Here is a 23,166-nt window from a genome sequence, read left to right on the forward strand (position 1 = left end):
GAGCCTCACGCTTCTTGCGGCGTGTATGCCGAGGCCTTGCAGGCTGCCGCCCCTGCTGGTGTGGGAGCCGCTAAATCGCTTGGGTTGTTACGCTGAAGCGGTAGATGCCGTCTCCGCCTAGCCGGCGCGTTAGCTTTTTCTGGAACCACAGCGCGTGCAGGTGCGCCACCGCTTCGCCCATGGCGAAGGTGGTCTGGTGCAGGTCCAGCTTGCGGGGGAACATGATGGGCAGGATGTCGGCGGCGCTGCAGGGGGCTGCTTCGCAGGCCTGCATGACTTCGGCCAGGCGGTCGCGGTGGTGGTCGTGCAACTGGCCTACGCGGGTGTGCAGGCCGCGAAAGGGTTTGCCGTGTGAGGGCAGCACCAGGGTGTCCTTGTCCAGCGGCAGGAACTTGTCGATGGAGTCCAGGAACAGCGTGAGCGAGTTGGCTTCGGGTTCCAGGTCGTAGACGCTCACATTGGTGGAAATGCGCGGCAGCACCATGTCGCCGCTGATCAGCGTATCGGTTTCTTCGCAGTGCAGGGCGATGTGTTCCGGCGCGTGGCCGTAGCCGCTGATGCAGCGCCAGTCGCGCCCGCCTATGCGCACCGTCATCCCGTCCATGATGCGCACATAGCTGGCCGGCACCGCGGGCACCATGCCCGGGTAGTAGCTGGCGCGGCCGCGAATCTTCTCGATGGCCTCCGGGTCCACCAAGCCATGCGAGGCAAAAAAGCGCGCCGCGCTCTCGCCGCCGAACCCCGTGGTGCTTTGCGAGCCTATGCGCGCCGAGTGGTAATCCGTGGCGCTGATCCACAGCCGGCAGGACCAGCGCTCGCACAGCCAGTACGCCAGGCCTATGTGGTCGGGGTGCATATGGGTCACGATGACGCGCAGCACCGGCAGGCCTTCGAGTTGCGTAGCGAAAATCTCTTCCCACTGGGCCTTGGACTCCTCCCGGCTGATGCAGCAGTCGACGATGGTCCAGCCCTGGATCTTCGCGCCCGCCCCGTTCGGGTCGTCCATCTCGTCGCGCAGCAGCCACAGGTTGATGTGGTCCAGCGCGAAGGGCAGGGCCATGCGAATCCACTTCACGCCGGGCGCCACCTCCAGCGTCGCGCCCGAGGCGGGCAGGGTGTCGCCGAAGGGGTAGTGCAGTTGCTGTTCAAGGAGGTTCATGGCAATATTCACGGTATATTTGACGTTTACGTAAACGTCATATTCAGCCATTGTAGGGACCGCGCCTGTTTCGCGCTGTCGCCCCCGTTTGCACAGGACTTCACCCATCACCATGGCCACCACTTACACCATCAGCGACCTGGCAAAAGAGTTCGACCTGACCACGCGCGCCATGCGGTTCTATGAAGACATGGGCCTGCTGCAGCCGCAGCGCGAAGGGGCGGGCGGCCGCAACCGCGTCTACACCGCGCGCGACCGCACCCGGCTCAAGCTCACGCTGCGCGCCAAGCGCCTGGGGCTGTCGCTGGTCGAGGCCAAGGAAATCATCGACTCCTACGACAGCCCGCGCGACACCGCGCCGCAGCTGCGCAAGTTTTTGGCCGTGCTGGGCGAGCACCGCAAAAAGCTCGAGGCCCAGCTGATGGACCTGCAGGCCAACCTCGACGAAATCCGCACCCACGAAAAAGAAGCCAAGGCCCTGCTCGGCAAGGCCGAAAAGAGCAAGGCGGCCTGAGCGCGGGGCCGGCGCGGCCATTCCGGCTACTCCGGCCGCTTCGGTGATTTCCCGCAAGGCCCGCCGGGTCAAAAACCGCCCGGCCCGCAAATACGCCATAATTGACGTTTACGTAAACGTCAATCAAAAACCGGCTCCTCCCTCATCCTGCAAAGGGCTACCCATGGACGCACCCGCCGCTCCCTCCGCGCTGTTCCGCCGCATCGAAGCCAGTTTTTTGCGCCAGGGCCTGATGCGGCACCTGGGTGCGCGCCTGCTGCGCGTCGAGCCGGGCCTGTGCGAAGTGGCGCTGCCCTGGTCGGACAACGTGACCCAGCAGCAGGGCAGCTTTCATGGCGGCGCCATGGGCGCGCTGGCCGATATCGCCGGAGGCTATGCGGCCCTCACCGTGGCCGCTGAAGATTCCGAAGTCACCACGGTCGAATACAAGATCAACTTCATGGCCGCCTTCCGGGACGGCGAGCTGCGCGCCCTGGGCCGCGTTGCCCGGGCCGGCAAGCGCATCATCGTCACCACCGCCGAGGTCACGCACGTCGCCCCGGACGGCAAGGAAAGCCCCTGCGCCCTGATGCAGCAGACCCTGGTGCCCGTGCCCAAGACCTACTGACCCCTGTTCATCCCCACAATCCCGCCTTCAAAAGAAAGCCCACCATGACCAACATGCCCGGACTCAACTTCATGCTCGGTGAAGACATAGACGCCCTGCGCGACGCGGTGCGTGAATTCGCTCAGGCCGAAATCGCCCCGCGCGCGGCCGAGATCGACCGCAGCGACCAGTTCCCCATGGACCTCTGGCCCAAGATGGGCGCGCTCGGCGTGCTCGGCATCACCGTGGGCGAGGAATACGGCGGCGCCAACATGGGCTACCTGGCCCACATGATCGCCATGGAAGAAATCAGCCGCGCCAGCGCCTCCGTGGGCCTGTCCTACGGCGCGCACAGCAACCTCTGCGTCAACCAGATCAAGCGCAACGGCAGCGACGAGCAGCGCAAAAAATACCTGCCCAAGCTCATCAGCGGCGAACACGTGGGGGCTCTGGCCATGAGCGAGCCCGGCGCCGGCAGCGACGTCATCAGCATGAAGCTCAAAGCCGAAGACAAGGGCGGCTACTACCTGCTCAATGGCAGCAAGATGTGGATCACCAACGGCCCCGACGCCGACACCCTGGTGGTCTATGCCAAGACCGAGCCCGAACTCGGCGCCCGCGGCGTCACCGCCTTCCTGATCGAAAAAGGCATGAAGGGTTTTTCCGTCGCGCAAAAGCTCGACAAGCTCGGCATGCGCGGCAGCCACACCGGCGAGCTGGTCTTCAACAACGTCGAGGTGCCCGCCAGCCAGATCCTGGGCGGCCTCAACAGCGGCGCCAAGGTGCTCATGAGCGGCCTCGATTACGAGCGCGCCGTGCTCACCGGCGGCCCGCTGGGCATCATGCAGTCCGTCATGGACAGCGTCGTGCCCTACATCCACGACCGCAAGCAGTTCGGCCAGAGCATCGGCGAGTTCCAGCTCATCCAGGGCAAGGTCGCCGACATGTACACCGTACTGCAGGCCGGCCGCGCCTTTGCCTACACCGTCGCCAAAAACCTCGACATGCTGGGCACCGAGCATGTGCGCCAGGTCCGCAAGGACTGCGCCTCCGTTATCCTCTGGTGCGCCGAAAAAGCCACCTGGATGGCCGGCGAAGGCCTGCAGATCCACGGCGGCAACGGCTACATCAACGAATACCCGCTGGGCCGCCTCTGGCGCGACGCCAAGCTTTATGAAATTGGGGCCGGCACCAGCGAAATACGCCGCATGCTCATAGGGCGGGAACTCTTTGCCGAGACGATGTGACGCAGGCAGGTGAAAATACGCCTATGACTACCTCGCTCCAAGACCTCTTTGCCCATAACCGCGCCTGGGCCGCGCAGATGGAGGCCGACCGGCCCGGCTTCTTCACCGGCCTGGTGAAGCAGCAGACGCCCAGGTACATGTGGATAGGCTGCTCCGACAGCCGCGTGCCCGCCAACCAGATCACCGGCCTCGAGCCCGGCGAGGTGTTTGTGCACCGCAACGTCGCCAACATCGTCGTGCACTCCGACCTCAACGCGCTCTCGGCCATCCAGTTCGCCGTCGAGCGCCTCAAGGTGAAAGACATCATGGTCGTCGGCCACTACGGCTGCTCCGGCGTGCAGGCTGCGCTCGAAGGCGCGCGCATTGGTCTGGCCGACAACTGGCTGCGCCACATCCAGGACGTGCGGCATCGCCACCGCCAGCTGCTCGACAGCCTGCCCGAGGACGTGCGCGCCCAGGCCCTGTGCGACATCAACGTCATCGAGCAGGTCGTCAACGTCTCGGTCAGCACCGTCATGGTCGACGCCTGGGCGCGCGGCCAGGAGGTCACCGTGCACGGCTGGGCCTTCGGTGTGCACGACGGCCTGCTGCAGGATTTGCAGATGAGCGTCGCCGGGCCCGAGCAGCTCGACATGCTTTACAGCAAAGCCATAGACCGCGTCTGGGACGTGTGGATGGCCCGCGTGGGCGGCGGCACGCAGCAGCAACTGGTCTAAAAAAGGCCGGCCGCCATGTTCCCGCAGCGCCTGGACTCGAGCATCGCCTACGACATCGCCAAGGCGATGATGGACGGCTTCAACCGCCACTACCAGCTGTTTCGCACCGAGTCCGCGCGCGCCAAACACCGCTTTGAAACCGCCGACTGGCACGGCCAGCAGCGTGCCCAGCGCGAGCGCATCGAGTTTTACGACCTGCGCGTGCGCGAGGCCTCCACCCGCCTGGAGCGCGAGTTCAAGGCCGGCGAGCAGCCCATGGACGTCTGGCAGCAGGTGAAGCTCCACTACATAGGCCTGCTGGTCAACCACCACCAGCCCGAACTGGCCGAGACTTTTTTCAACTCGGTGACCACCAAGATCCTGCACCGCAGCTACTTCCAGAACGACTTCATCTTCGTGCGCCCGGCCGTCAGCACCGAGTACATCGAAAACGAAGAGCCCACCGCCCAGCCCACCTACCGCGCCTACTACCCAACGCGCGACAACATGCGCGACGTGCTGCTGCAGCTGGTGCGTGACTTCGACCTGCGCCTGCCCTTTGACGACCTCGAGCGCGACGCCGGTTATGTGCTCGAAGCCATCAGCGAGCGCTTTGCCGACGTCAAGCTGCGCGCCAACTTCCAGATCCAGGTCCTGACCAGCCTGTTCTTTCGCAACAAGGGCGCTTACGTCGTCGGCAAGATCATCAACGGCTTCAACGAAGTGCCCTTCGCGCTGCCGGTGCTGCACAACAAGGCCGGCAAGCTGGTGATTGATGCCGCGCTCTTCGGCGAAGACGACTTGCTGATTCTCTTCAGCTTCGCGCGCGCCTACTTCATGGTCGACATGGGCATTCCCTCGGCCTATGTGCAGTTTCTGCGCAGCATGATGCCGCACATGCCGCGCGCCGAAATCTACAACGCGCTGGGCCTGGCCAAGCAGGGCAAGACGCTGTTCTACCGCGACTTTTTGTACCACCTGCGGCATTCCACCGACAAGTTCCGCATCGCGCCCGGCATCAAGGGCATGGTCATGCTGGTGTTCGACCTGCCGTCCTTTCCCTATGTCTTCAAGGTCATCAAGGACTACTACCCGCCGCAGAAAGACACCACGCGCGAGCAGATCAAGGGCAAGTACCTGCTGGTCAAGCAGCACGACCGTGTGGGCCGCATGGCCGACACCCAGGAATACAGCGAGGTCGCCTTCCCGCGCGACCGCTTCGACGACGAACTCATCGCCGAGATCGAAAAATTCGCGCCCAGCCAGCTCGAGATCAGCGACCGCGACGGCGACGGCCAGACCGAGGTCATCATCAAGCACGTCTACATCGAGCGCCGCATGATCCCGCTCAACATCTACCTGCAGGAAGCCTTCGACGCCGGGGTCAACGAGCCCGCCGCCAAGGATCAGATAGAGCGCGCCGTCGTCGAATACGGCAACGCCATCAAGGACCTGGTGGCCGCCAACATCTTCCCCGGTGACATGCTCTGGAAAAACTTCGGCATCACCCGCCACGGCAAGGTCGTGTTCTACGACTACGACGAGATCGAATACATCACCGACTGCAACTTCCGCAAGGTGCCCGCCCCCCGCAACGAGGAAGACGAAATGAGCGGCGAGGTCTGGTACTCCGTCGGCCCCAAGGATGTATTCCCCGAAACCTTCGAGCCCTTTCTGCTTGGCAACGACGCGGTCCGCGAAGTCTTCATGAAGCACCACGCCAACCTGCTGGACGCCGACTTCTGGCAAAAACACCAGGCCCGCATCCAGGCAGGCCATGTGCACGATGTTTTCCCCTACGAGCGCGAAAAGCGCTTTATAGCGCTGCACAGCCCCGGCGAGGCCCACGACGAAGTGCTCACGCAGCTGCCGCCCGAACCGGCTTTAACGGGCCTCAGCGGCCTCACTCCATAAACACACACCCAACCTGAAAGGACTCCCTCGTGTCTGACTCCATCGTTATCCTCGGCGCGGCCCGCACCCCCATGGGCGGCTTCCAGGGCGACTTCACCAGCCTCTCGGCCCACGACCTGGGCGGTGCCGCCATCAAGGCCGCCATTGAGCGCTCGGGCATTGCGCCCGAGAAGGTCGACGAAGTGCTCTTCGGCAACTGCCTGATGGCCGGCCAGGGCCAGGCCCCGGCGCGCCAGGCCGGCTTCAAGGGTGGCCTGCCCGCCAGCGTGGGCGCGGTCACCCTGTCCAAAATGTGCGGCTCCGGCATGGAAGCCACCATGCTCGCGCACGACCAGCTCGTCGCCGGCAGCCGCGACGTCATGGTCTCCGGCGGCATGGAAAGCATGACCAACGCGCCGCACCTGCTGCTCAAGGGCCGCAGCGGCATACGCATCGGCCACGACCGCATCTATGACCACATGATGCTCGACGGCCTGGAAGACGCTTACGAACCCGGCCGCGCCATGGGCACCTTCGGCGAGCAGTGCGCCGAGAAATACCAGTTCACCCGCGAAGCGCAGGACGCCTTTGCCACCGCCAGCGTCAACCGCGCCAAGGCCGCCACCGAGTCCGGCGCCTTCAAGGCCGAGATCACCCCCGTCACCGTCAAGGGCCGCAGCGGCGACACGGTGATCTCCATCGACGAAGGCCCGGGCAAGGTCAAGCTCGACAAAATCCCCACGCTCAAGCCCGCCTTCAAGAAAGACGGCACCATCACCGCCGCCTCCAGCTCGTCCATCAACGACGGCGCCGCCGCCCTGGTGCTGGCCCGCGAATCGACCGCCAAGGAACTGGGCGCCAAGCCCATCGCCCGCATCGTCGGCCACGCCACCTTCGCACAGCAGCCTGAGTGGTTCACCACCGCACCGGTGGGCGCCGTCAACAAGCTGCTCAAGAAAATCGGCTGGAGCGTGAAAGACGTGGACCTCTGGGAAGTCAACGAAGCCTTTGCCGTCGTGCCCATGGCCGCGATGAAAGAACTCGGCATCAGCCACGACATCGTCAACGTCAACGGCGGCGCCTGCGCACTGGGCCACCCGATTGGCGCATCGGGCGCCCGCATCATCGTCACGCTGATCCATGCGCTCAAGGCGCGCGGCCTCAAGAAGGGCATCGCCACGCTGTGCATAGGCGGCGGTGAAGGCACGGCGCTGGCCCTCGAGCTGGTCTGAACCACGATGAAGGTTCTTGTCATAGGCGCATCGCGCGGCATAGGCCTGGAGTTCGTCCGCCAGTACCTGGCCGAAGGCGCAGAGGTCATTGCCACCGCGCGCGACGACGAAGGCCTGCAGCGCCTCAAGGGCCTGGGCGCCAAGGCCTTGCGCCTGGACGTGGCCCAGCCCACCAGCATCAGCGGCCTGGCCTGGCTGCTGGACGGCGAGGAAATCGACATCGCCCTGTATGTGGCCGGCGTCTTCCCACACGGCGACGCGCTGAGCCCGCCCACGCGCGAGGCCTTTGACAACGCCATGCACACCAATGTGCTGGGCGCCATGCAGGCCATCCCGCAGGTCGCGCCCCTGGTCGAGGCGGTGCGCGGCGGTGGTGGGCGCTTTGCGTTTATCAGCAGCGCCATGGCAAAGATAGACGGCGTGGAAAACAGCCGCGGCTGGGTCTACCGCGCCAGCAAGGCCGCACTCAACATGGTGGTCGCCTCGGCCCAGCACGACTACCCCAAGGCCATCATGGTTGCGCTCTCGCCCGGCTGGGTGCAGACCGACATGGGCGGCAGCGGCGCGCCGCTCACCACCGTCCAAAGCGTCACGGCCATGCGCGCCGCGCTGGCCGGGCTCAAGCCCGAGCACAAGGGCGCCTTCCTCGACTACGACGGCCGCCGCTTCGGCGCCTGGTAAGCCCGCGCGGCTTTCCTTTTTTACATTCATCGCAAGGCACAGCATGCTGCTCAACCAGGACCAGGAAATGATCCGCGACGCGGTCCGCGCGTTCGCGAAAGAAGAACTCTGGCCCCATGCCGCACGCTGGGACAAGGAGCACCACTTCCCCGTCGAGGCCCACAAAGGCCTGGCCGCGCTGGGTGCCTACGGCATTTGTGTGCCCGAAGAGTTTGGCGGCGCCAACCTCGACTACCTCACGCTGGCCCTGGTGCTGGAAGAAATCGCCGCCGGCGACGGCGGCACCAGCACTGCCATCAGCGTCACCAACTGCCCCGTCAACGCCATCCTCATGCGCTACGGCAATGCCCAGCAGAAAAAGCAATGGCTCACAAAGCTCGCGCAAGGCGAAATGCTGGGCGTCTTCTGCCTGACCGAGCCGCACGTCGGCAGCGATGCGTCTTCGCTGCGCACCACGGCCGTCAAGCAGGGCGATGAATACGTGATCAACGGCGTCAAGCAGTTCATCACCAGCGGAAAGAACGGCCACGCCGCCATCGTCATCGCGGTGACCGACAAGGGCGCCGGCAAAAAAGGCATGAGCGCCTTTATCGTGCCCACCAGCGCGCCCGGTTATGTGGTCGCGCGGCTCGAAGACAAGCTCGGCCAACATTCCAGCGACACCGCACAGATCAATTTCGACAACTGCCGCATCCCGGCCGAGAACCTGATCGGCAGCGAAGGCGAGGGCTACAAGATCGCGCTGGGCGCGCTCGAAGGCGGGCGCATAGGCATCGCCGCCCAAAGCGTGGGCATGGCGCGCAGCGCGTTTGAGTTCGCCCTCGACTATGCGAAAGAGCGCCAAAGCTTCGGCACCGCCATCTTCAACCACCAGGCCGTGGGTTTCCGCCTGGCCGAATGCGCGACCAAAATCGAGGCCGCGCGCCAGCTGATCTGGCACGCCGCCAGCCTGCGCGATGCCGGCCTGCCCTGCCTCAAGGAGGCCGCCATGGCCAAGCTGTTTGCCAGCGAGATGGCCGAACAGGTCTGCAGCGTGGCCATCCAGACCCTGGGTGGCTATGGCTATGTGAACGACTTCCCGGTCGAACGCATTTACCGCGACGTGCGCGTCTGCCAGATTTATGAAGGCACCTCCGACGTGCAAAAAATCATCATCCAGCGGGCCCTGGCCTGAGGAGACAACAAGATGCCCATCACCAAAGGATTCCGCGCCCTGGTCGACGAGGCCATGGCCCAGGTCAAGACCTATAGCGTGGACGAGGTCAAGGCGCGCCTCAAGGACCCGAAGGTGCAAATCGTCGACATCCGCGATGTGCGCGAACTCACAGCCGGCACCGTCACCGGCAGCTACCACGCGCCGCGCGGCATGCTCGAGTTCTGGGTGGACCCGGCCTCGCCCTATCACAAGCCCCTGTTTGCCGACGAGGGCAAGGAGTTCATCCTGTTCTGCGGCGCGGGCTGGCGCAGCGCCCTGGCCACCAAAACCCTGCAGGACATGGGCATGCGCAACGTCGCCCATATCGACGGTGGTTATGCCGAATGGGTCAAGCAGGGCGGGCCCATTGAAACGCTCGAAGACCGGGAAAAGCGCAAGGCCCGCGCCAACAGCTGCGGTTGATGTCGAATCCGCTGCCGTCCCAGCCATGCCCCTGCGGCCGCGCAGGCACGGCCCGAAAACCCTTGCCGTTCGCCGACTGCTGCGGCCGCTACCTCGATCACTTCGACAGCTCCCCCGCGCCCGACGCCGAGTCGCTGATGCGCTCGCGCTACAGCGCCTTTGTGGCCGAGCGTGCCGACTACCTGCTCGCCACCTGGCACGCCAGCCACAGGCCGGCGTCCATTGACTTTGATCCCGGCGCCAAATGGCTGGGCCTGGAAGTGCGCAGCCACCGCCAGCTTGACGCCACCCACGCCGAAGTCGAATTTGTCGCGCGCCAGAAAAGCCCCGGCAGCCCCGCGGTGCGCCTGCATGAGCGCAGCCGCTTCGTGCACGAAGCTGGCCGTTGGTACTATGTGGACGGCGACGCGCTCTAGAAGTAGACGCCCGGCCGCCGTGGCGTGAAGCAACAAAACAGAAAGGCTCCCGGTGAAATTCGACGCGGTGTTATTCGACTGTGACGGCGTGCTGGTCGACAGCGAACCCATTACCAACGGCGTGCTGCGCGACATGCTCGAAGAGCGCGGCTGGAAGCTCAGCCCCGCCGAATGCATGCGCATCTTTGTCGGCAAGGCCGTCAAGGACGAAGCCGCGCTGATCGCCGCCAACACCGGCAGCCCCTTGACCGAAGAGTGGATGGTCCAGTTCCGCGAGCGCCGCAACCTGGGCCTGATGCGTGACCTCAAAGCCATAGCCGGCGCCGTCGACGCCATCGCCAAGGTCCACACGCTTTACCAGGGCCGCATCGCCTGCGCCTCGGGCGCCGACCGCTTCAAGGTCGAGCTGCAGCTGGAAAAGTGCGGCCTCATGCCCTTCTTCAAGGGCCGCATCTTCAGCGGCCACGAACTGCCACGCTCCAAACCCTTCCCCGACGTCTACCTGGCCGCCGCCGCGGCCCTGGGCGTGGACCCCAAACGCTGCGCCGTGGTTGAAGACACCGTCACCGGCGTCACCGCCGGCGTCGCGGCCGGCTGCACCGTGTTTGGCTACAGCCCGTCTGAAATGGGCCATGACGCCCCGAATGCCCTCAAAGCCAGCGGCGCATCCCAGGTGTTTACCGACATGGCCGACCTGGTTTCGCTGCTAAGCTGAATTTTTCCCGCCCGGCATGTCGATTCCGGCCTTCCCCGTTCGTCGTCAAGGTGTCATCAACCACCTTTCGAAGGAAACACCATGAAATACCTCTGCCTCGCCTATTACAACCCCGCCGACTTCGCCGCCATGGCGCCCGCCGACGTCCAGGCCCTGGTCAGCCAGTGCCCGCCCAAGGACAAGGAACTCAAGGCCACCGGCCAGCTGCGCCTCAGCGCCTCGCTGGGCGAGCCCGAGCAGACCATCCGCATCCAGCCGCGCGGCGGCAAGCCCAAAGTCACTGACGGCCCCTTCACCGAAGTCAAGGAGCTGGTCGGCGGCTTTTTCATCATCGAAGCCGACAGCCGCGACGAAGCCGTGCGCCTGGCCTCCATCCACCCGGCCGCCACCCTGGGTGAACAGGTCGGCTGGTACATCGACATGCACCCCATCGGCTTTTTTGAGCAGTACAGCGGCAAACCCGCCTGAACGCGGCACCCGGCCTCCGGCCCGGGCGCTGAAAGACCAGCCTCCCCAGGGCTGAAGCGGTCTCCCCGGGCCGGGGCTGTCGCGAAGCGGGCTGCGGTGCTAAGCTGCCAGCCCGACTTTTAAAAACAAAGGTGTGACCATGCCCGGACTTTTGCCTAATGTCGACCCCGACGGTTTGCTGGAATTTTCAGTCGTCTACACCGACCGCGCGCTCAACCACATGTCGCGCAGCTTCCAGGGCGTGATGGGCGACATCTCCGCCATCCTCAAAGAGGTCTACCACGCGCATTCCGTCGCCCTGGTTCCCGGCAGCGGCACTTACGGCATGGAGGCCGTGGCCCGCCAGTTCGCCGCCGGCAAACATGTCATGGTCATTCGCAACGGCTGGTTCAGCTACCGCTGGACGCAAATTTTTGAGATGGGCAACATCCCCGCCTCGCACACCGTGCTCAAGGCCCGCAAGACAGCCGCCGGCGCCCAGGCGCCGTGGATTCCCGCACCGGTGGCCGACGTCGTCGCCGCCATCGCGAAAGAAAAACCCGCCCTGGTCTTTGCCCCGCACGTAGAGACCGCCTCCGGCATGATGCTGCCCGACAGCTATATCCAGTCCGTCGCCGCCGCCGTGCATGCCGTGGGTGGCCTGTTTGTGCTCGACTGCATTGCCTCCGGCGCCATGTGGGTCGACATGAAAGCCACCGGCGTAGACATCCTGATATCAGCCCCGCAAAAAGGCTGGAGCAGCTCACCCTGCTGCGCCATGGTCATGCTCAGCGAACGCGCACGCGCCGCAACCGAAACCACCATGAGCTCCAGCTTCGCCTGCGACCTGAAAAAGTGGCTGCAAATCATGGAAACCTACGAAAAAGGCGGCCACGCCTACCATGCAACCTTGCCCACAGACGCCCTCACACGCCTGCGCGCCACCATGAAAGAAACCCAGGACTACGGCTTTGCCAAAGTGAAGGCCGAACAAGAGGAACTGGGCAGCAAGGTCCGCACCCTGTTCGAAAGCCGCGGCCTACCCAGCGTGGCGGCCGAAGGTTTTAAAGCCCCGGGCGTGGTCGTCAGCTACACGACCGATACCGACATCCAGTCAGGCAAGAAGTTTTTGGCCGAGGGTTTGCAAACCGCCGCCGGTGTGCCGCTGCAATGCGACGAGGGCCCCGACTTCAAGACCTTCCGTGTGGGGCTGTTTGGGCTGGAGAAGTGGCATAACGTGGACCGGACGGTGGCGAGTCTGGCGGGGGCTTTGGAGAGGATTGGGGTGGGGGCGAAGATCGCCGACACCGTTGCCGATTAATCGCAGCACCGATTACTTGGTTGCAGACTAAATCTCTGCTACTGGAGGTGTCTAAGCAAGAACTGTCGAATTTCTGCCCATTGGCTCCCGTAATGAGCTTCTCGATGGTGATTTGGACATAACGCAACCACGTTATTTTTCGCATCCTTCCCTCCCTCCGATAAAGGGATGACGTGATGGGTTTCCAAGAAAATACTTCCGTTTTTTAATTTAAATCCTGGGGCCTTGCACAGTTCGCAGTGCCCCATCGCGCGTAGAAGTACATCACTTCTGACGGTGGCGCTTCGATCGTAGACATTGCTGGTAACGCTTCGCTTTTTGGGATCGTTTGCATCGTCCTCCGGGACTGAAAATTGGTCGGCGTACGTTGCGGCAGCAACTCCGCGACGGAGAGTTATTTCCCCCTCAGGATTAATTCTCGTAATAGCCCAAGGTACCGGATCTAGCGTTCGCAATTCAACCCGCGATGGCTTTCCTCCCTTCTTGCCGACTGTCCGCTGCAATCCTGCAATGGAAATTACTCTGACGGGGAGCTGCGCGGAATAGGCTTGTTCGATTTTTTCCAGCATGCGCCGCCGTCGGGCTGCGACATTTCCCTTTGGTTCGAGCGCCGCGTCCCTCCTTAAATTGAGGTAGTACTCCACTCCACCGTTTACGGGCAACATATCACGACGCCAAAGATTTAAAGCCAAAACGATGCCCGGTTGGATAAACGCCCACTCGTAGCAATATTTCGGATTCGAAGCCGCTCGATGTGGGCCTTTTTTGAAGTTCTTCCAGTCCGACACGTCGACCCCTGAGTCGCGGACCAAATCCATCACGCGCATCGGAACGGTTGGTTCGAGCTCGATAGGTAGTGACATATGTTCTCCTGTGACAACTGGAACTTACGCTAAATGAGCAATGATTCCTATCCTATAAAAGAAGGAGGTTGTCGAGATTGTGCAGAGAGAAGAACTTGACGCAATAGAACCGGAAGCCAGTTCGCGGAAATAACGCTTCTAAGCGGTGAGGATGTTTGCAAGCACCCGAATTGACTTTCCATCATCTGAATAGAGGATGGGAGTAGCCGCGCAAAAGGAATACGATCAAACGCGCAAAGCTGTAGGGTAGTTACTGGCAAATCGTTCCAAAGAATATTCGTAGCTGAAAAGTGGAGGTGAATTATGTTTATTGAGACCGTCCACATTCAGAACTACCGATCTATTCGAGACGGGCATGTTAGTTTTGGAAAAGTCACCTCCTTCGTTGGACGAAACGGTGTTGGGAAGTCGACCGTGCTGTATGCACTCGACTCTTTCTATAACGTGGGAAATCAATATTCTCATTTGGATTATTACAACCACGATCTGACGGCGACGATTCGAATTCGTGTCACTTATGGCGGGTTGCGTGCTGAGGAAATTGCGGAGTTTGGAAATTATGTTCAGGATGGTCGACTCACGGTGACCAAGGTAGTAACCCAAGGAGGATCTCGATACCTTGGGACCACACCGCAGATCCCTCGATTTGCAGAGCTTCGGCAGATTGGCGCAAGAGAGCGTCGAAATGGTGTTCGGGAAATGATGGAGTCGGGAGAGCTTCCTGGCTTTCCCGCGCTACCAGCTAGAGGGGAGGACGTTGACGCAGCAATGATCGCCTATGAGACGGCGCATCCCGAAATGCTTGTGCCGATTGAAAGCGAATCTCAGTTCTTCGGTCCGCGAAATGTGGGCGGAGGGAAACTAGATAAATTTACGAAGTTCGTTCTGGTGCCTGCAGTAAAGGATGCAGCGAGCGAGACGGAGAAGCGTGGCGCAATAATGCAGTTGTTAGACCTTATCGTCACGCGCAGCATCAATAGTCGACCTGATTTCCTTCAGTTTAAGCATGATTTTGAGCAGCGAGCTAGGCAGCTTTATGGGCGTGAAAATATTCCTGAGCTTTCCGAGCTTGGGAGGCTGGTAACCGAACGCCTTGTTAGATATGCACCTGGCGCTGAGTTACTTATAGATTTTGCAGAGTTGCATCCTCCCGCAATTCCGATACCGGATGCGGTTGTTACCGTTTCGGAAGAAAACTTCAAAGTCCCGGTTCGCTACAGCGGTCATGGATTGCAACGCGCTTTGATTCTGGCTCTTCTAGAGCAACTGTCGATGACTCGTCCTCCACCCACTCGTCAGGTTGAAGATACACCAATAGTCGAGGAGGATATCCGGCTTCCCGATCTCATTTTGGCAGTTGAGGAACCGGAGCTCTATCTTCATCCAGCCAGAAGCCGATACTTGGCTTCCATCTTGCGGGAACTGTCAAGTCCGATCGAAGACGCGACAGCTCCACGCACACAAGTTGTTTCTGTAACGCATTCCCCATATTTTGTGGATGTCGAACATTTTGACGAAATCAGAATGTGCCGAAAACTGGCAACTGGAGTTGTTGGTGAGCCCAGAATGACCGTCTTTTCTAGCTTTACGAGACTACAAGCTTCGCAAAAATTGGCTGAACTAACCGGTCGAGATCCGACGGAATTCACAGCGACAACATTTGTAGCTAGAGCATCTCCAGTTTTAACCTCAATTGTTAACGAGGGACTATTTGCCGACATCGCTGTAGTAGTTGAAGGCGAATCTGATGTCGCTGCTCTTTGGGCTATGCAGAAGCACCTGTCTCAAAACTGGGACGAACTAGGGATCGTAGTGATCCCTGTTTCGGGAAAGTCGAAGATGGATAGAGCTGTCATCGCATTTCAAGGGTTTGAAATTCCAACCTTCTTCATGTTTGACGGCGACAGGACGAAAGGACAAGAAGCTGAAGCCAATAAGTTGCTGCTTAAGCTAGCAGGGGCCGAGGTGGTTGACTTTCCCTCGACGACAGTCGCGAATAACTATGCCGTTTTTGAAGATGACATAGAAACGTATCTGCGCGAGACAGCAGGTGCCAGATACGAACCACTAAGAGATGTGTGCGCGCAGCGATGTGGGCACACCCGATTGGGAACTGCGCTAAAAAACCCGGAAATAATGCAGGACTTTTTAAGAGATGCACACGCGGAGGGGATTAATTTCACGTTGCTCAGGCAAATTGTAGAAACACTGACGGCTCAAGGTAGGGCACTTCGGCCAGTTCCGATTAGGCAGGACGTCCAGCCTGAAGTCGAATCCGTTTGAATCGATTTTCTCGAACCCGAAATTTCTTGTGACCATTCAAGGGTAATGAGTGGCTCTACCGTGGAGCTCTGCGAAATTCCGTTGGTGAGCTACCTGCCCAAGCCCCAAATGCCCGGATAAAACTCTTCTCATTCCGAAACCCCGAAGCCTCAGCTACCTGCTTGATAGGCTTTGAAGTCCGCAGCAACAGGTCTTTCGCTTTTTCAAACCGAACCTCATCCTTGAGCTGCTGCAGCGAAGCCCCTTCCTCCTGAAGCTGGCGGTGCAAAGAGCGTGGCGACATATTGAGCACCGCCGCCAGGGTTTCCGCGGTATGGGATGCGCCTGCTGCCGGGTTGGCCAGCGCCTGCCGCACCTGCTCCACCAGCAAACGATCGCGCCGGTACTGCAAGACCGTCAAAGGCAAAGCCCGCTGCAGCATCTGCTGCAAGGCTTTTTCATCACGGCGCAGCGGCAAAGCCAGGTAACGCGCATCAAACCGGATCTCGGCCTGCGCGGCCTTGAACTGCAGGCCCGGGCCGGGGAACATCAGGGCATACGCCTCCACATGGGCCGGCGCTTCGAAGGGGAAGCGCGCGCCCTGCAAGGGAATGCGCGAATCCACATACCAGCAGGCCAGGCCGTGGATATTGCGCAGCACATGGACCAAACCAAACTCGCCAACCCGGCCGGGCATTTTTTCTTCGACCGTGATTGCGGCCGTGTCGCCGCTGGTCGCCAGGCGCAGGGTGATGTCGTCGGTGATCAGCGCATGGTGGCGGCACCAGCGTTTGAGCGCTATGCCCAGGTTGGGCGAGCTGATCGATGCGCGGGCCAGCATGCCGTAGCTGCCCCAGGGCAGTTTGCGGCCAAAGGCGCCCAGGCCTTCGTCGTCGAGTTCCTGCATGGCGGTGCCGGAGAGGACTTCCATCTGGCGGGCCGTGATGTGGGCATTGGCCTGTTTGAGCTGGTTTGGCGTGATCTGTGCCAATTTCAGGGCCTGGTCAGGGCTTTGGCCGTGGCGCTTGTAGGCGGCAGCAATGCTTCTGGCAAAGGCCATGGGCGTGGCGGCGACGGGTGGGTTGGTGGGGCTGCGGGAGGGCATAGGCTGATTCTCGGTGCCGTTGGCAGGATTTGCAACCTTGTTGGCGGCCTGGCGGGGGCGGGTTTTCGCTAAGCTGGCTGTTTGGCGTTAAGGTGTGTCTTGGTGTGGGGGTGGTGCCCATCGGCGGGCTCGGGGCTGGCTTCGACAAGCTCAGCCCGAACGGGGGAGAGGGGCTTAGCTACCTCAGCCCGAACGGTTCAGGGGTACACGAGAACCCCGGCACACCAGACAACACGCAGCCGCTTTGCAACAAGGAAATCCATGTCCGCTCTTGAGACCCAGCTCAACGCCCGTTCCGCCGACTTCCAGGCCAATGCCGCCGCCATGCGTGCGCTGGTTGACGACCTGACCGCCAAAGTCGCCAAGGCCGCCCAGGGCGGCGGCGATGTGGCCCGTGCGCGTCACACCTCACGCGGCAAGCTGCTGCCGCGTGACCGGGTGCAGATGCTGCTGGACCCGGGCACGCCTTTCCTCGAGCTCTCGCCGCTGGCCGCGTTTGCGATGTACCCGGACCGTGACGGCGCCGACAGCGCGCCCTGCGCGGGCGTGATCGCCGGCATAGGCCGCATCAGCGGGGTGGACTGCATGATTGTGTGCAACGACGCCACCGTGAAGGGCGGCACCTACTACCCGATGACGGTCAAAAAGCATTTGCGCGCGCAGGAGATTGCGCAGCAGAACAACCTGCCTTGTGTTTACCTGGTCGATTCGGGCGGCGCCAACCTGCCCAACCAGGACGAGGTGTTTCCTGACCGCGACCATTTCGGCCGCATCTTTTTTAACCAGGCGAATATGAGCGCCCAGGGCATTGCGCAGATCGCCGTGGTCATGGGCAGCTGCACGGCCGGCGGCGCCTATGTGCCGGCCATGAGCGACGAGACCATCATCGTCAAGAACCAGGGCACCATCTTTCTGGGCGGTCCGCCGCTGGTCAAGGCCGCGATTGGCGAGATTGTCAGCGCCGAAGACCTGGGCGGCGGCGATGTGCACACCCGGCTTTCGGGCGTGGCCGACCACCTGGCGCAGAACGACCCGCATGCGCTGGCCCTGGCGCGCCGCGCCGTGGCCAACCTGAACCGGCAAAAGCAACCCCAGCAGGTGCTGCGCACGCCGGTGCCGCCGCTGTACCCGGCCGAAGAACTGTATGGCGTGATCCCGACCGACACGCGCAAGCCTTATGACGTGCGCGAAATCATTGCGCGCATTGTGGACGGCAGCGAGTTTGCCGAGTTCAAGGCGCGTTACGGCGCCACCCTGGTCTGCGGTTTTGCGTATGTCGAGGGCATGCCGGTGGGCATCATCGCCAACAACGGCATTTTGTTCAGCGAGTCTGCGCAAAAGGGCGCGCACTTCATCGAGCTGTGCTGCCAGCGCAAGATACCGCTGGTGTTTTTGCAGAACATCACAGGCTTTATGGTGGGCAAAAAATACGAGGCCGAGGGCATTGCGCGCCACGGCGCCAAGATGGTGATGGCCGTGGCCACGGCCCAGGTGCCCAAGTTCACCATCATCATCGGCGGCAGCTACGGCGCGGGCAATTACGGCATGTGCGGCCGGGCTTATTCGCCGCGCTTTTTGTGGATGTGGCCGAATGCGCGCATCTGCGTGATGGGCGGCGAGCAGGCCGCCGGCGTGCTGGCCACCGTCAAGCGCGACGCGATTGAAGCCAAGGGCGGCAGCTGGAGCGCCGAGGAAGAGGCCGCCTTCAAGCAGCCGGTGCTGGACCAGTTCGGCCACCAGTCGCACCCCTACTATTCAAGCGCGCGCCTCTGGGACGACGGCGTGATCGACCCGGCCGATACGCGGCGTGTGCTGGCGCTGGGGCTGTCGGCCACGCTGAACCAGCCGATTCCCGATACCAAGTTTGGCGTGTTCCGGATGTGATGATGTACGGCCGCAACCCGAATCCGTTCGGCCTGAGCCTGTCGAAGGCTTTTCGACAAGCTCAACGCGAACGGATATTTGCTGATCAAAAAAACTGACAAGAGACGGCATGGACAACATCTACATCACCCCCGAGCACGAACTGCTGCGCGAGCAGGTCGCGCGCTTTATCGCGCGCGAGGTCGAGCCCTTTGCCGCTGCCTGGGAAGAAGAAGGCTGCGTGCCGCGCGAGGTGCTGCGCAAGATGGGCGAAGCCGGCCTGCTGGGCCTGATGTACGAATCGGAATATGGCGGCGCCGAGGCCGATGCCTTGACCAACCTGGTGTTTGCCGAGGCGCTGTCGCAGTCGACCTTTGGCGGCTTCATCATCACGGTGCTGGTGCACACCGACATGGCCAGCCCGCACTTGTTCCACGCGGGCAATGCGGCGCAGAAGGCGCGCTATATGCCGGACGTGATTGCCGGCAAGACGATTACCGCGGTCGGCATTACCGAGCCCGGCGCGGGCTCTGACGTGGCCGGTATGCGCATGACCGCCAAACGCGAAGGTGATGAATGGGTGCTGAACGGCACCAAGATGTTCATCACCAACGGCGTTCATGCCAACCTCTATTTCATCGCGGCCAAAACCGGCACGGCGCGCCACGATGTGTCCATGTTCATCGTTGAAAAGGGCACGCCGGGTTTTACGGTGGGCCGTGCGCTCAAAAAAACCGGCTGGCTGTCGTCCGACACGGCCGAGCTGGTGTTTGACAAGGTCCGCATCCCGGCCGGCAACCTGCTGGGCGAAGAGGGCAAGGGTTTTTATTCGGTCATGAAAAACTTCCAGACCGAACGCATTGCCCTGGCGGCCATGGCGGTGGGCCATTGCACCCAGGCGCTGAAGATGACCCTGGACCATGTGCGCCAGCGCCAGGCCTTTGGCGCCACGCTGTGGGACAAACAAACCATACGCCAGCGCATCGCCATGCTGGACGCCAAGACCCGCGCGGCGCGCCAGTTTATGTACCACTGCGCCTGGTCGGTGACGCAGGGGCGCGACATTGTGCAGGAGGTCTCCATGCTCAAGGCGCTGACGGGCGAACTGGTCAACGAGGTGTTGCAGACTTGCCAGCAGTTCCATGGTGGCATGGGCTTTATCCGCGAGACAGCGATTGAACGCCTGTGGCGCGATGCGCGTGTGCTGGGCATAGGCGGCGGCGCGACCGAAGTCATGCTGGAAGAAGTGGCCAAACGGTATTAAGGGGAGCAGACCATGAACCATTTATTGATAGAAGTCACCGGGCACGTCGCCACCGTCACCCTGAACCGCGCCGAGGTGCGCAACGCCTTTAACGAGGAGGTGATCGCCGAAATGACCCAGGCCTTTGTCGAACTGGGTATGCGCGATGAGGTGCGATGTGTGGTGCTGGCGGCCCAGGGCCCGGCCTTTTGCGCGGGTGCGGACCTGAACTGGATGCGCAGCATGGCCGACTACACCTACAAACAGAACATGGAGGACGCGGGCCGCCTCGCGACCATGCTGCAGTCTGTTTATGAATGCCCCAAGCCCGTCGTTGCCCGCATACAGGGCGATGTGTACGCGGGGGGCATGGGCCTGGTGGCGGCTTGCGACATGGCCGTGTCCGTCAACACAGCCGGCTACTGCCTCAGCGAAGTCAAGCTGGGTTTGATCCCGGCCACCATCAGCCCTTATGTCATTCGCGCCATGGACACGCGCGCGGCGCACCGCTATTTTTTGACGGCCGAGCGTTTTGATGCGGCTGAGGCGCTGCGCATCGGTTTTGTGCACGAGGTCGTGGCGGCCGAGGCGCTGGACGCCAAGGTGGCCGAGCTGGTTAAAAGCCTGGTCAATGCCGGCCCCGAGGCCGTGAAGCTCTGCAAAAAACTGGTGCAGGACGTGGCGGGGCAGGCCATCACACCCGAGCTCACACAGATGACGGTGCAGGCCATTGCCGATGTGCGTGTGAGCCCCGAGGGGCGTGAAGGTGTGCAGTCCTTTTTGCAAAAGCGCAAGCCCGACTGGTTGGGAAAGGCCTGACGCAGGCATCATGGGTGCTATTTGCGGGAGCCAGGTCTTGAAGATCTCACAACATATTCTGGGTTGCTTGCTGATGCTGTCGGCGCCTGTGGCGTTCCCGGCCGACCTCAAACCGAGTGCGGAGGCGCTGGAGGCCGAGGCGCGGCTGCAGCGCGAGTTCGCGGTGAAGTCTTTCTACCGGGACTTCAACCGCATCGAGCAGGTGGTGTACCCGCTGTTGCGGGTGGGGGCACCTTACTGTTCGACAAGGCAGCGCTGGGCCGTCGGTCCTTCTCCCCGCACCGAATTCCAGCTGAGCGAGGAGTTTCGCCCGCATGCCGCCAGCGTCGGCCTGGATGCGGGCCTGAGCTTTGTGTCGGTGCTCGAAGGAACCCCCGCGGCGGCGGCGGGCGTCCGGCCCGGCGACAAGGTGCTGGCCGTCAACGCGGAAAAAGTGCCAACCGGCAATGAGTCGGTGGCCTGGTTTGAACGCCGGGTCCATGAGCTGAGAAGCCGCCGGGAACCCATCCTGCTCGGCCTGCAGCGTGACGGCGCGGCGCTGGACATCACCGTGGGTGCGCACCAGGTGTGCAACATCGGCCTGAGGTATGTCCCCAGCGACGCGGTCAATGCCGCGGCTTCCACGCGTGAGTTGATTGTTACCGCGGGCATGTTGCGTTTCGCGCCGGACGACCAGGACCTGGCGCTGGTGCTTGGCCATGAAGTGGCCCACACGGCCTTGCGCCACCCGGAAGAGCTGACCAACGAGGCCCGGGCCCGCGCCGCGGGGGGGATACTGGGCGTGATCCTGGGCCGGGCGGTGTTCCTGCCGGCGCGGGACCCCTACGGGCAGGACAAGGAACGCGACGCCGACTATCTGGGGATTTACCTGGCCGCCGCTGCCGGGTATGAGGTTTCAGCAGCCCCGGATTTCTGGCGGCGCATGGCGGCGAAACAGCCCAGCAGCATCAAGGAGTCCTTCACGGCCAGCCACCCCAGTGCGCCTGAGCGCTACCTGAGGCTGCAGGCCGCGGTGGCTGAAATTGCGGAAAAGCAGAAGCAGGGCAAGCCGCTGCTTCCCAATCTTGCCGAACTGAAAACGGCTTATGACGGCGACTATGTCTCCTTCGAGGCGGGAAAACAAAAAACCGTCAAGGTGCTCAAGCCCTCGATCGCGGAGGGCGCAACCTTGCCGGATTTCACGCAGGTGCCGTTTGTCAATGACGACGGGCGCGTGGCTTACCAGCGATTCCTCACCATCACCACAAGGCCCAGGGCATTTGCCATTCATGAAAGCGGCCTCTGGTCCTTGCGTATGGGAGTCAACGCGGCGGCGGACGCCCTGGCATCCTGCAATTCGCGGGGGCGCAAGCGGCCTTGCCAGCTGTACGTGGTCAATGACGAGCTGGTGTGGAAGCCAGGCGCCACGGGTAAGCGGCAGGAGGCCGCAGCCGAAAGCACCGCGGATGCAACCCGGGTGGGGACTTCCCGCAGCCGCGCAGAGCCGGAAGGCACGGCATTCGCCAGGCTGGATGATGTTGACGCCGTACCGGGTGTCAGTGCCGCTTGCCGCGACCGTTACAAGACCTGGCTCGCCCAGAAAGCACCAAGAGCTTACGCGGTCGGCCCGGCCGGGCACTGTGGTTTCTCCTGGGGCCCGGCGCCGCCGGATAGCGGCCTGTCACCTGACCCCAGCGTGCGTGCGCTGGCCGCCTGCGCGCGTACGGGCAAGGGCGACTGCAAGCTCTATGCCGTAGACGGCACCGTGGTGTGGAAGCCATGACAGCCACATCCCTGGACACCGCACAACTGATCGCCCTGGCCGGCGCGCTGGGCTGGGCCAGCGGCGTGCGCCTTTACCTGGTGGTGCTGCTGACCGGGCTTGCCGGTTTTATGGGCTGGGTGCAATTGCCGGGCGGACTGCAACTGCTGGCCCACCCGGTGGTGCTGGGCATCAGCGGCTTTATGGTGTTTGTCGAATTTTTTGCCGACAAGATACCGGGCCTGGATTCGCTGTGGGATGTGGTGCATGGCGTGATCCGCATCCCGGCCGGCGCGGCGCTGGCGGCCGCGGTGTTTGGCGGCGACAACGGCCTGGGCGCGCTGGTGGCGGCCCTGCTGGGCGGCACGCTGGCGGCCACCAGCTTTGCCGCCAAGGCCACCACGCGGGCGGCCATCAATACCTCGCCCGAGCCTTTCAGCAATATAGGTGCCTCGCTGCTCGAAGACGGCCTGGTGCCGCTGGGTCTGTGGCTGGCGATTGTGCATCCCTTTGTTTTTGTGGTGCTGCTGGCCCTGGTGCTGGCGCTCAGTGTCTGGCTGATACGGGTGTGCTGGCGATTTTTGCGCCAGCTGTTTATCCGTGTGGCGCGCATTTTCAGCGGCAGGCCGGATCCAGGAACCACCGCCGCTTTTACTTTGACCTCCCCTTTTTCGAAGAAGAACGACCATGTTTAAAAAGATACTGATTGCTAACCGGGGTGACCAGCGGCGAAGCCGCGCAGCAGC

The 23,166-nt window shown here is 62.3% G+C and carries 22 protein-coding genes; 19 read left to right on the forward strand and 3 right to left on the reverse strand.

Annotation, left to right across the window (positions count from 1 at the left end; genetic code table 11):
* Positions 1-70: 70 nt before the first annotated feature.
* A complete protein-coding gene (locus tag ACEN8I_RS13070; RefSeq protein WP_413328902.1) occupies positions 71-1,159 on the reverse strand; it encodes an MBL fold metallo-hydrolase in 1,089 nt (362 codons plus the stop codon).
* A 112-nt stretch (positions 1,160-1,271) separates the two neighbouring features.
* On the opposite strand from ACEN8I_RS13070, the gene ACEN8I_RS13075 reads away from it, so the two are divergent.
* The 13 genes from ACEN8I_RS13075 (at position 1,272) to ACEN8I_RS13135 (ending at position 12,524) form a co-directional block, all read left to right on the forward strand.
* On the forward strand, positions 1,272-1,673 hold the full coding sequence (locus ACEN8I_RS13075; protein ID WP_074579834.1) for a MerR family transcriptional regulator: 402 nt from the start codon (positions 1,272-1,274) through the stop codon (positions 1,671-1,673).
* A 163-nt stretch (positions 1,674-1,836) separates the two neighbouring features.
* Positions 1,837-2,280, forward strand: a complete 444-nt coding sequence (locus ACEN8I_RS13080) for a PaaI family thioesterase (protein WP_413328903.1) — start codon at positions 1,837-1,839, stop codon at positions 2,278-2,280.
* 44 nt (positions 2,281-2,324) lie between these two features.
* Positions 2,325-3,506 (forward strand): isovaleryl-CoA dehydrogenase, encoded by a 1,182-nt coding sequence (locus ACEN8I_RS13085; protein WP_413328904.1) that lies wholly within the window; start codon positions 2,325-2,327, stop codon positions 3,504-3,506.
* A gap of 23 nt (positions 3,507-3,529) precedes the next feature.
* A complete protein-coding gene (can, locus tag ACEN8I_RS13090; RefSeq protein ID WP_413328905.1) occupies positions 3,530-4,222 on the forward strand; it encodes a carbonate dehydratase in 693 nt (230 codons plus the stop codon).
* 15 nt (positions 4,223-4,237) lie between these two features.
* Positions 4,238-6,115, forward strand: a complete 1,878-nt coding sequence (aceK, locus tag ACEN8I_RS13095; protein WP_413328906.1) for a bifunctional isocitrate dehydrogenase kinase/phosphatase — start codon at positions 4,238-4,240, stop codon at positions 6,113-6,115.
* Between the two features lie 29 nt (positions 6,116-6,144).
* Complete coding sequence (locus tag ACEN8I_RS13100) at positions 6,145-7,326, forward strand: acetyl-CoA C-acyltransferase (RefSeq protein ID WP_413328907.1); 1,182 nt, start codon at positions 6,145-6,147, stop codon at positions 7,324-7,326.
* A gap of 6 nt (positions 7,327-7,332) precedes the next feature.
* Entirely contained in the window at positions 7,333-8,007 is a 675-nt protein-coding gene (locus ACEN8I_RS13105) for an SDR family oxidoreductase (RefSeq protein ID WP_413328908.1), read from the forward strand.
* A gap of 43 nt (positions 8,008-8,050) precedes the next feature.
* Positions 8,051-9,181, forward strand: coding sequence for an acyl-CoA dehydrogenase family protein (locus ACEN8I_RS13110; protein WP_413328909.1), 1,131 nt, complete (start codon positions 8,051-8,053; stop codon positions 9,179-9,181).
* A gap of 12 nt (positions 9,182-9,193) precedes the next feature.
* Entirely contained in the window at positions 9,194-9,625 is a 432-nt protein-coding gene (locus ACEN8I_RS13115) for a rhodanese-like domain-containing protein (protein ID WP_413328910.1), read from the forward strand.
* Positions 9,625-10,041, forward strand: coding sequence for a YchJ family protein (locus ACEN8I_RS13120; protein ID WP_413328911.1), 417 nt, complete (start codon positions 9,625-9,627; stop codon positions 10,039-10,041). Before ACEN8I_RS13115 ends, ACEN8I_RS13120 begins: the two co-directional genes overlap by 1 nt.
* 52 nt (positions 10,042-10,093) lie before the next feature.
* Positions 10,094-10,756, forward strand: coding sequence for an HAD family hydrolase (locus ACEN8I_RS13125; RefSeq protein WP_413328912.1), 663 nt, complete (start codon positions 10,094-10,096; stop codon positions 10,754-10,756).
* 81 nt (positions 10,757-10,837) lie between these two features.
* Positions 10,838-11,224, forward strand: a complete 387-nt coding sequence (locus tag ACEN8I_RS13130) for a YciI family protein (protein WP_413328913.1) — start codon at positions 10,838-10,840, stop codon at positions 11,222-11,224.
* Between the two features lie 139 nt (positions 11,225-11,363).
* A complete protein-coding gene (locus ACEN8I_RS13135; protein ID WP_413328914.1) occupies positions 11,364-12,524 on the forward strand; it encodes an aminotransferase class V-fold PLP-dependent enzyme in 1,161 nt (386 codons plus the stop codon).
* A gap of 38 nt (positions 12,525-12,562) precedes the next feature.
* On the opposite strand, the gene ACEN8I_RS13140 is transcribed toward ACEN8I_RS13135, so the two are convergent.
* Positions 12,563-13,387, reverse strand: a complete 825-nt coding sequence (locus ACEN8I_RS13140) for an HNH endonuclease (protein ID WP_413328915.1) — start codon at positions 13,385-13,387, stop codon at positions 12,563-12,565.
* Between the two features lie 303 nt (positions 13,388-13,690).
* Here ACEN8I_RS13140 and ACEN8I_RS13145 point away from each other — a divergent pair, with 303 nt between their 5' ends.
* Entirely contained in the window at positions 13,691-15,670 is a 1,980-nt protein-coding gene (locus tag ACEN8I_RS13145; RefSeq protein ID WP_413328916.1) for an ATP-dependent nuclease, read from the forward strand.
* A 55-nt stretch (positions 15,671-15,725) separates the two neighbouring features.
* On the opposite strand, the gene ACEN8I_RS13150 is transcribed toward ACEN8I_RS13145, so the two are convergent.
* A complete protein-coding gene (locus tag ACEN8I_RS13150; RefSeq protein WP_413328917.1) occupies positions 15,726-16,754 on the reverse strand; it encodes an AraC family transcriptional regulator in 1,029 nt (342 codons plus the stop codon).
* Positions 16,755-17,015: 261 nt separating this feature from the next.
* Here ACEN8I_RS13150 and ACEN8I_RS13155 point away from each other — a divergent pair, with 261 nt between their 5' ends.
* The 5 genes from ACEN8I_RS13155 to ACEN8I_RS13175 all read left to right on the forward strand — a co-directional run bounded on the left by ACEN8I_RS13155 (position 17,016) and on the right by ACEN8I_RS13175 (position 23,115).
* A complete protein-coding gene (locus ACEN8I_RS13155) occupies positions 17,016-18,638 on the forward strand; it encodes a carboxyl transferase domain-containing protein (RefSeq protein ID WP_413328918.1) in 1,623 nt (540 codons plus the stop codon).
* Positions 18,639-18,747: 109 nt separating this feature from the next.
* Positions 18,748-19,881 carry an acyl-CoA dehydrogenase family protein gene (locus ACEN8I_RS13160; RefSeq protein ID WP_413328919.1) on the forward strand — a complete coding sequence of 378 codons (1,134 nt, stop codon included), beginning with the start codon at positions 18,748-18,750 and terminating at the stop codon, positions 19,879-19,881.
* A gap of 12 nt (positions 19,882-19,893) precedes the next feature.
* The gene (locus tag ACEN8I_RS13165; protein ID WP_413328920.1) at positions 19,894-20,679 is read left to right on the forward strand and encodes an enoyl-CoA hydratase/isomerase family protein; all 786 of its coding nucleotides are present in this window, start codon (positions 19,894-19,896) and stop codon (positions 20,677-20,679) included.
* A gap of 37 nt (positions 20,680-20,716) precedes the next feature.
* Complete coding sequence (locus ACEN8I_RS13170) at positions 20,717-22,441, forward strand: M48 family metalloprotease (RefSeq protein ID WP_413328921.1); 1,725 nt, start codon at positions 20,717-20,719, stop codon at positions 22,439-22,441.
* The gene (locus ACEN8I_RS13175) at positions 22,438-23,115 is read left to right on the forward strand and encodes a DUF4126 domain-containing protein (RefSeq protein WP_413328922.1); all 678 of its coding nucleotides are present in this window, start codon (positions 22,438-22,440) and stop codon (positions 23,113-23,115) included. The genes ACEN8I_RS13170 and ACEN8I_RS13175 overlap by 4 nt, the downstream gene beginning before the upstream one ends.
* Positions 23,116-23,166 lie beyond the last annotated feature (51 nt).

Origin of the sequence: Polaromonas sp. CT11-55 (genome assembly GCF_047303325.1) — a bacterium.
In the GTDB taxonomy this organism is placed as follows: Bacteria; Pseudomonadota; Gammaproteobacteria; order Burkholderiales; family Burkholderiaceae_C; genus Polaromonas.

Excerpts from the sequence above, each read along its gene's own strand:
- can (WP_413328905.1), top strand. The coding sequence starts at position 3,530 with ATGACTACCTCGCTCCAAGACCTCTTTGCCCATAACCGCGCCTGGGCC.
- ACEN8I_RS13175 (WP_413328922.1), top strand. The coding sequence starts at position 22,438 with ATGACAGCCACATCCCTGGACACCGCACAACTGATCGCCCTGGCCGGC.
- ACEN8I_RS13145 (WP_413328916.1), top strand. The coding sequence starts at position 13,691 with ATGTTTATTGAGACCGTCCACATTCAGAACTACCGATCTATTCGAGAC.
- ACEN8I_RS13075 (WP_074579834.1), top strand. The coding sequence starts at position 1,272 with ATGGCCACCACTTACACCATCAGCGACCTGGCAAAAGAGTTCGACCTG.
- aceK (WP_413328906.1), top strand. The coding sequence starts at position 4,238 with ATGTTCCCGCAGCGCCTGGACTCGAGCATCGCCTACGACATCGCCAAG.
- ACEN8I_RS13070 (WP_413328902.1), bottom strand. The coding sequence starts at position 1,159 with ATGAACCTCCTTGAACAGCAACTGCACTACCCCTTCGGCGACACCCTG.
- ACEN8I_RS13110 (WP_413328909.1), top strand. The coding sequence starts at position 8,051 with ATGCTGCTCAACCAGGACCAGGAAATGATCCGCGACGCGGTCCGCGCG.
- ACEN8I_RS13155 (WP_413328918.1), top strand. The coding sequence starts at position 17,016 with ATGTCCGCTCTTGAGACCCAGCTCAACGCCCGTTCCGCCGACTTCCAG.
- ACEN8I_RS13135 (WP_413328914.1), top strand. The coding sequence starts at position 11,364 with ATGCCCGGACTTTTGCCTAATGTCGACCCCGACGGTTTGCTGGAATTT.
- ACEN8I_RS13085 (WP_413328904.1), top strand. The coding sequence starts at position 2,325 with ATGACCAACATGCCCGGACTCAACTTCATGCTCGGTGAAGACATAGAC.
- ACEN8I_RS13120 (WP_413328911.1), top strand. The coding sequence starts at position 9,625 with ATGTCGAATCCGCTGCCGTCCCAGCCATGCCCCTGCGGCCGCGCAGGC.
- ACEN8I_RS13130 (WP_413328913.1), top strand. The coding sequence starts at position 10,838 with ATGAAATACCTCTGCCTCGCCTATTACAACCCCGCCGACTTCGCCGCC.
- ACEN8I_RS13160 (WP_413328919.1), top strand. The coding sequence starts at position 18,748 with ATGGACAACATCTACATCACCCCCGAGCACGAACTGCTGCGCGAGCAG.
- ACEN8I_RS13080 (WP_413328903.1), top strand. The coding sequence starts at position 1,837 with ATGGACGCACCCGCCGCTCCCTCCGCGCTGTTCCGCCGCATCGAAGCC.
- ACEN8I_RS13105 (WP_413328908.1), top strand. The coding sequence starts at position 7,333 with ATGAAGGTTCTTGTCATAGGCGCATCGCGCGGCATAGGCCTGGAGTTC.
- ACEN8I_RS13115 (WP_413328910.1), top strand. The coding sequence starts at position 9,194 with ATGCCCATCACCAAAGGATTCCGCGCCCTGGTCGACGAGGCCATGGCC.
- ACEN8I_RS13165 (WP_413328920.1), top strand. The coding sequence starts at position 19,894 with ATGAACCATTTATTGATAGAAGTCACCGGGCACGTCGCCACCGTCACC.
- ACEN8I_RS13140 (WP_413328915.1), bottom strand. The coding sequence starts at position 13,387 with ATGTCACTACCTATCGAGCTCGAACCAACCGTTCCGATGCGCGTGATG.
- ACEN8I_RS13150 (WP_413328917.1), bottom strand. The coding sequence starts at position 16,754 with ATGCCCTCCCGCAGCCCCACCAACCCACCCGTCGCCGCCACGCCCATG.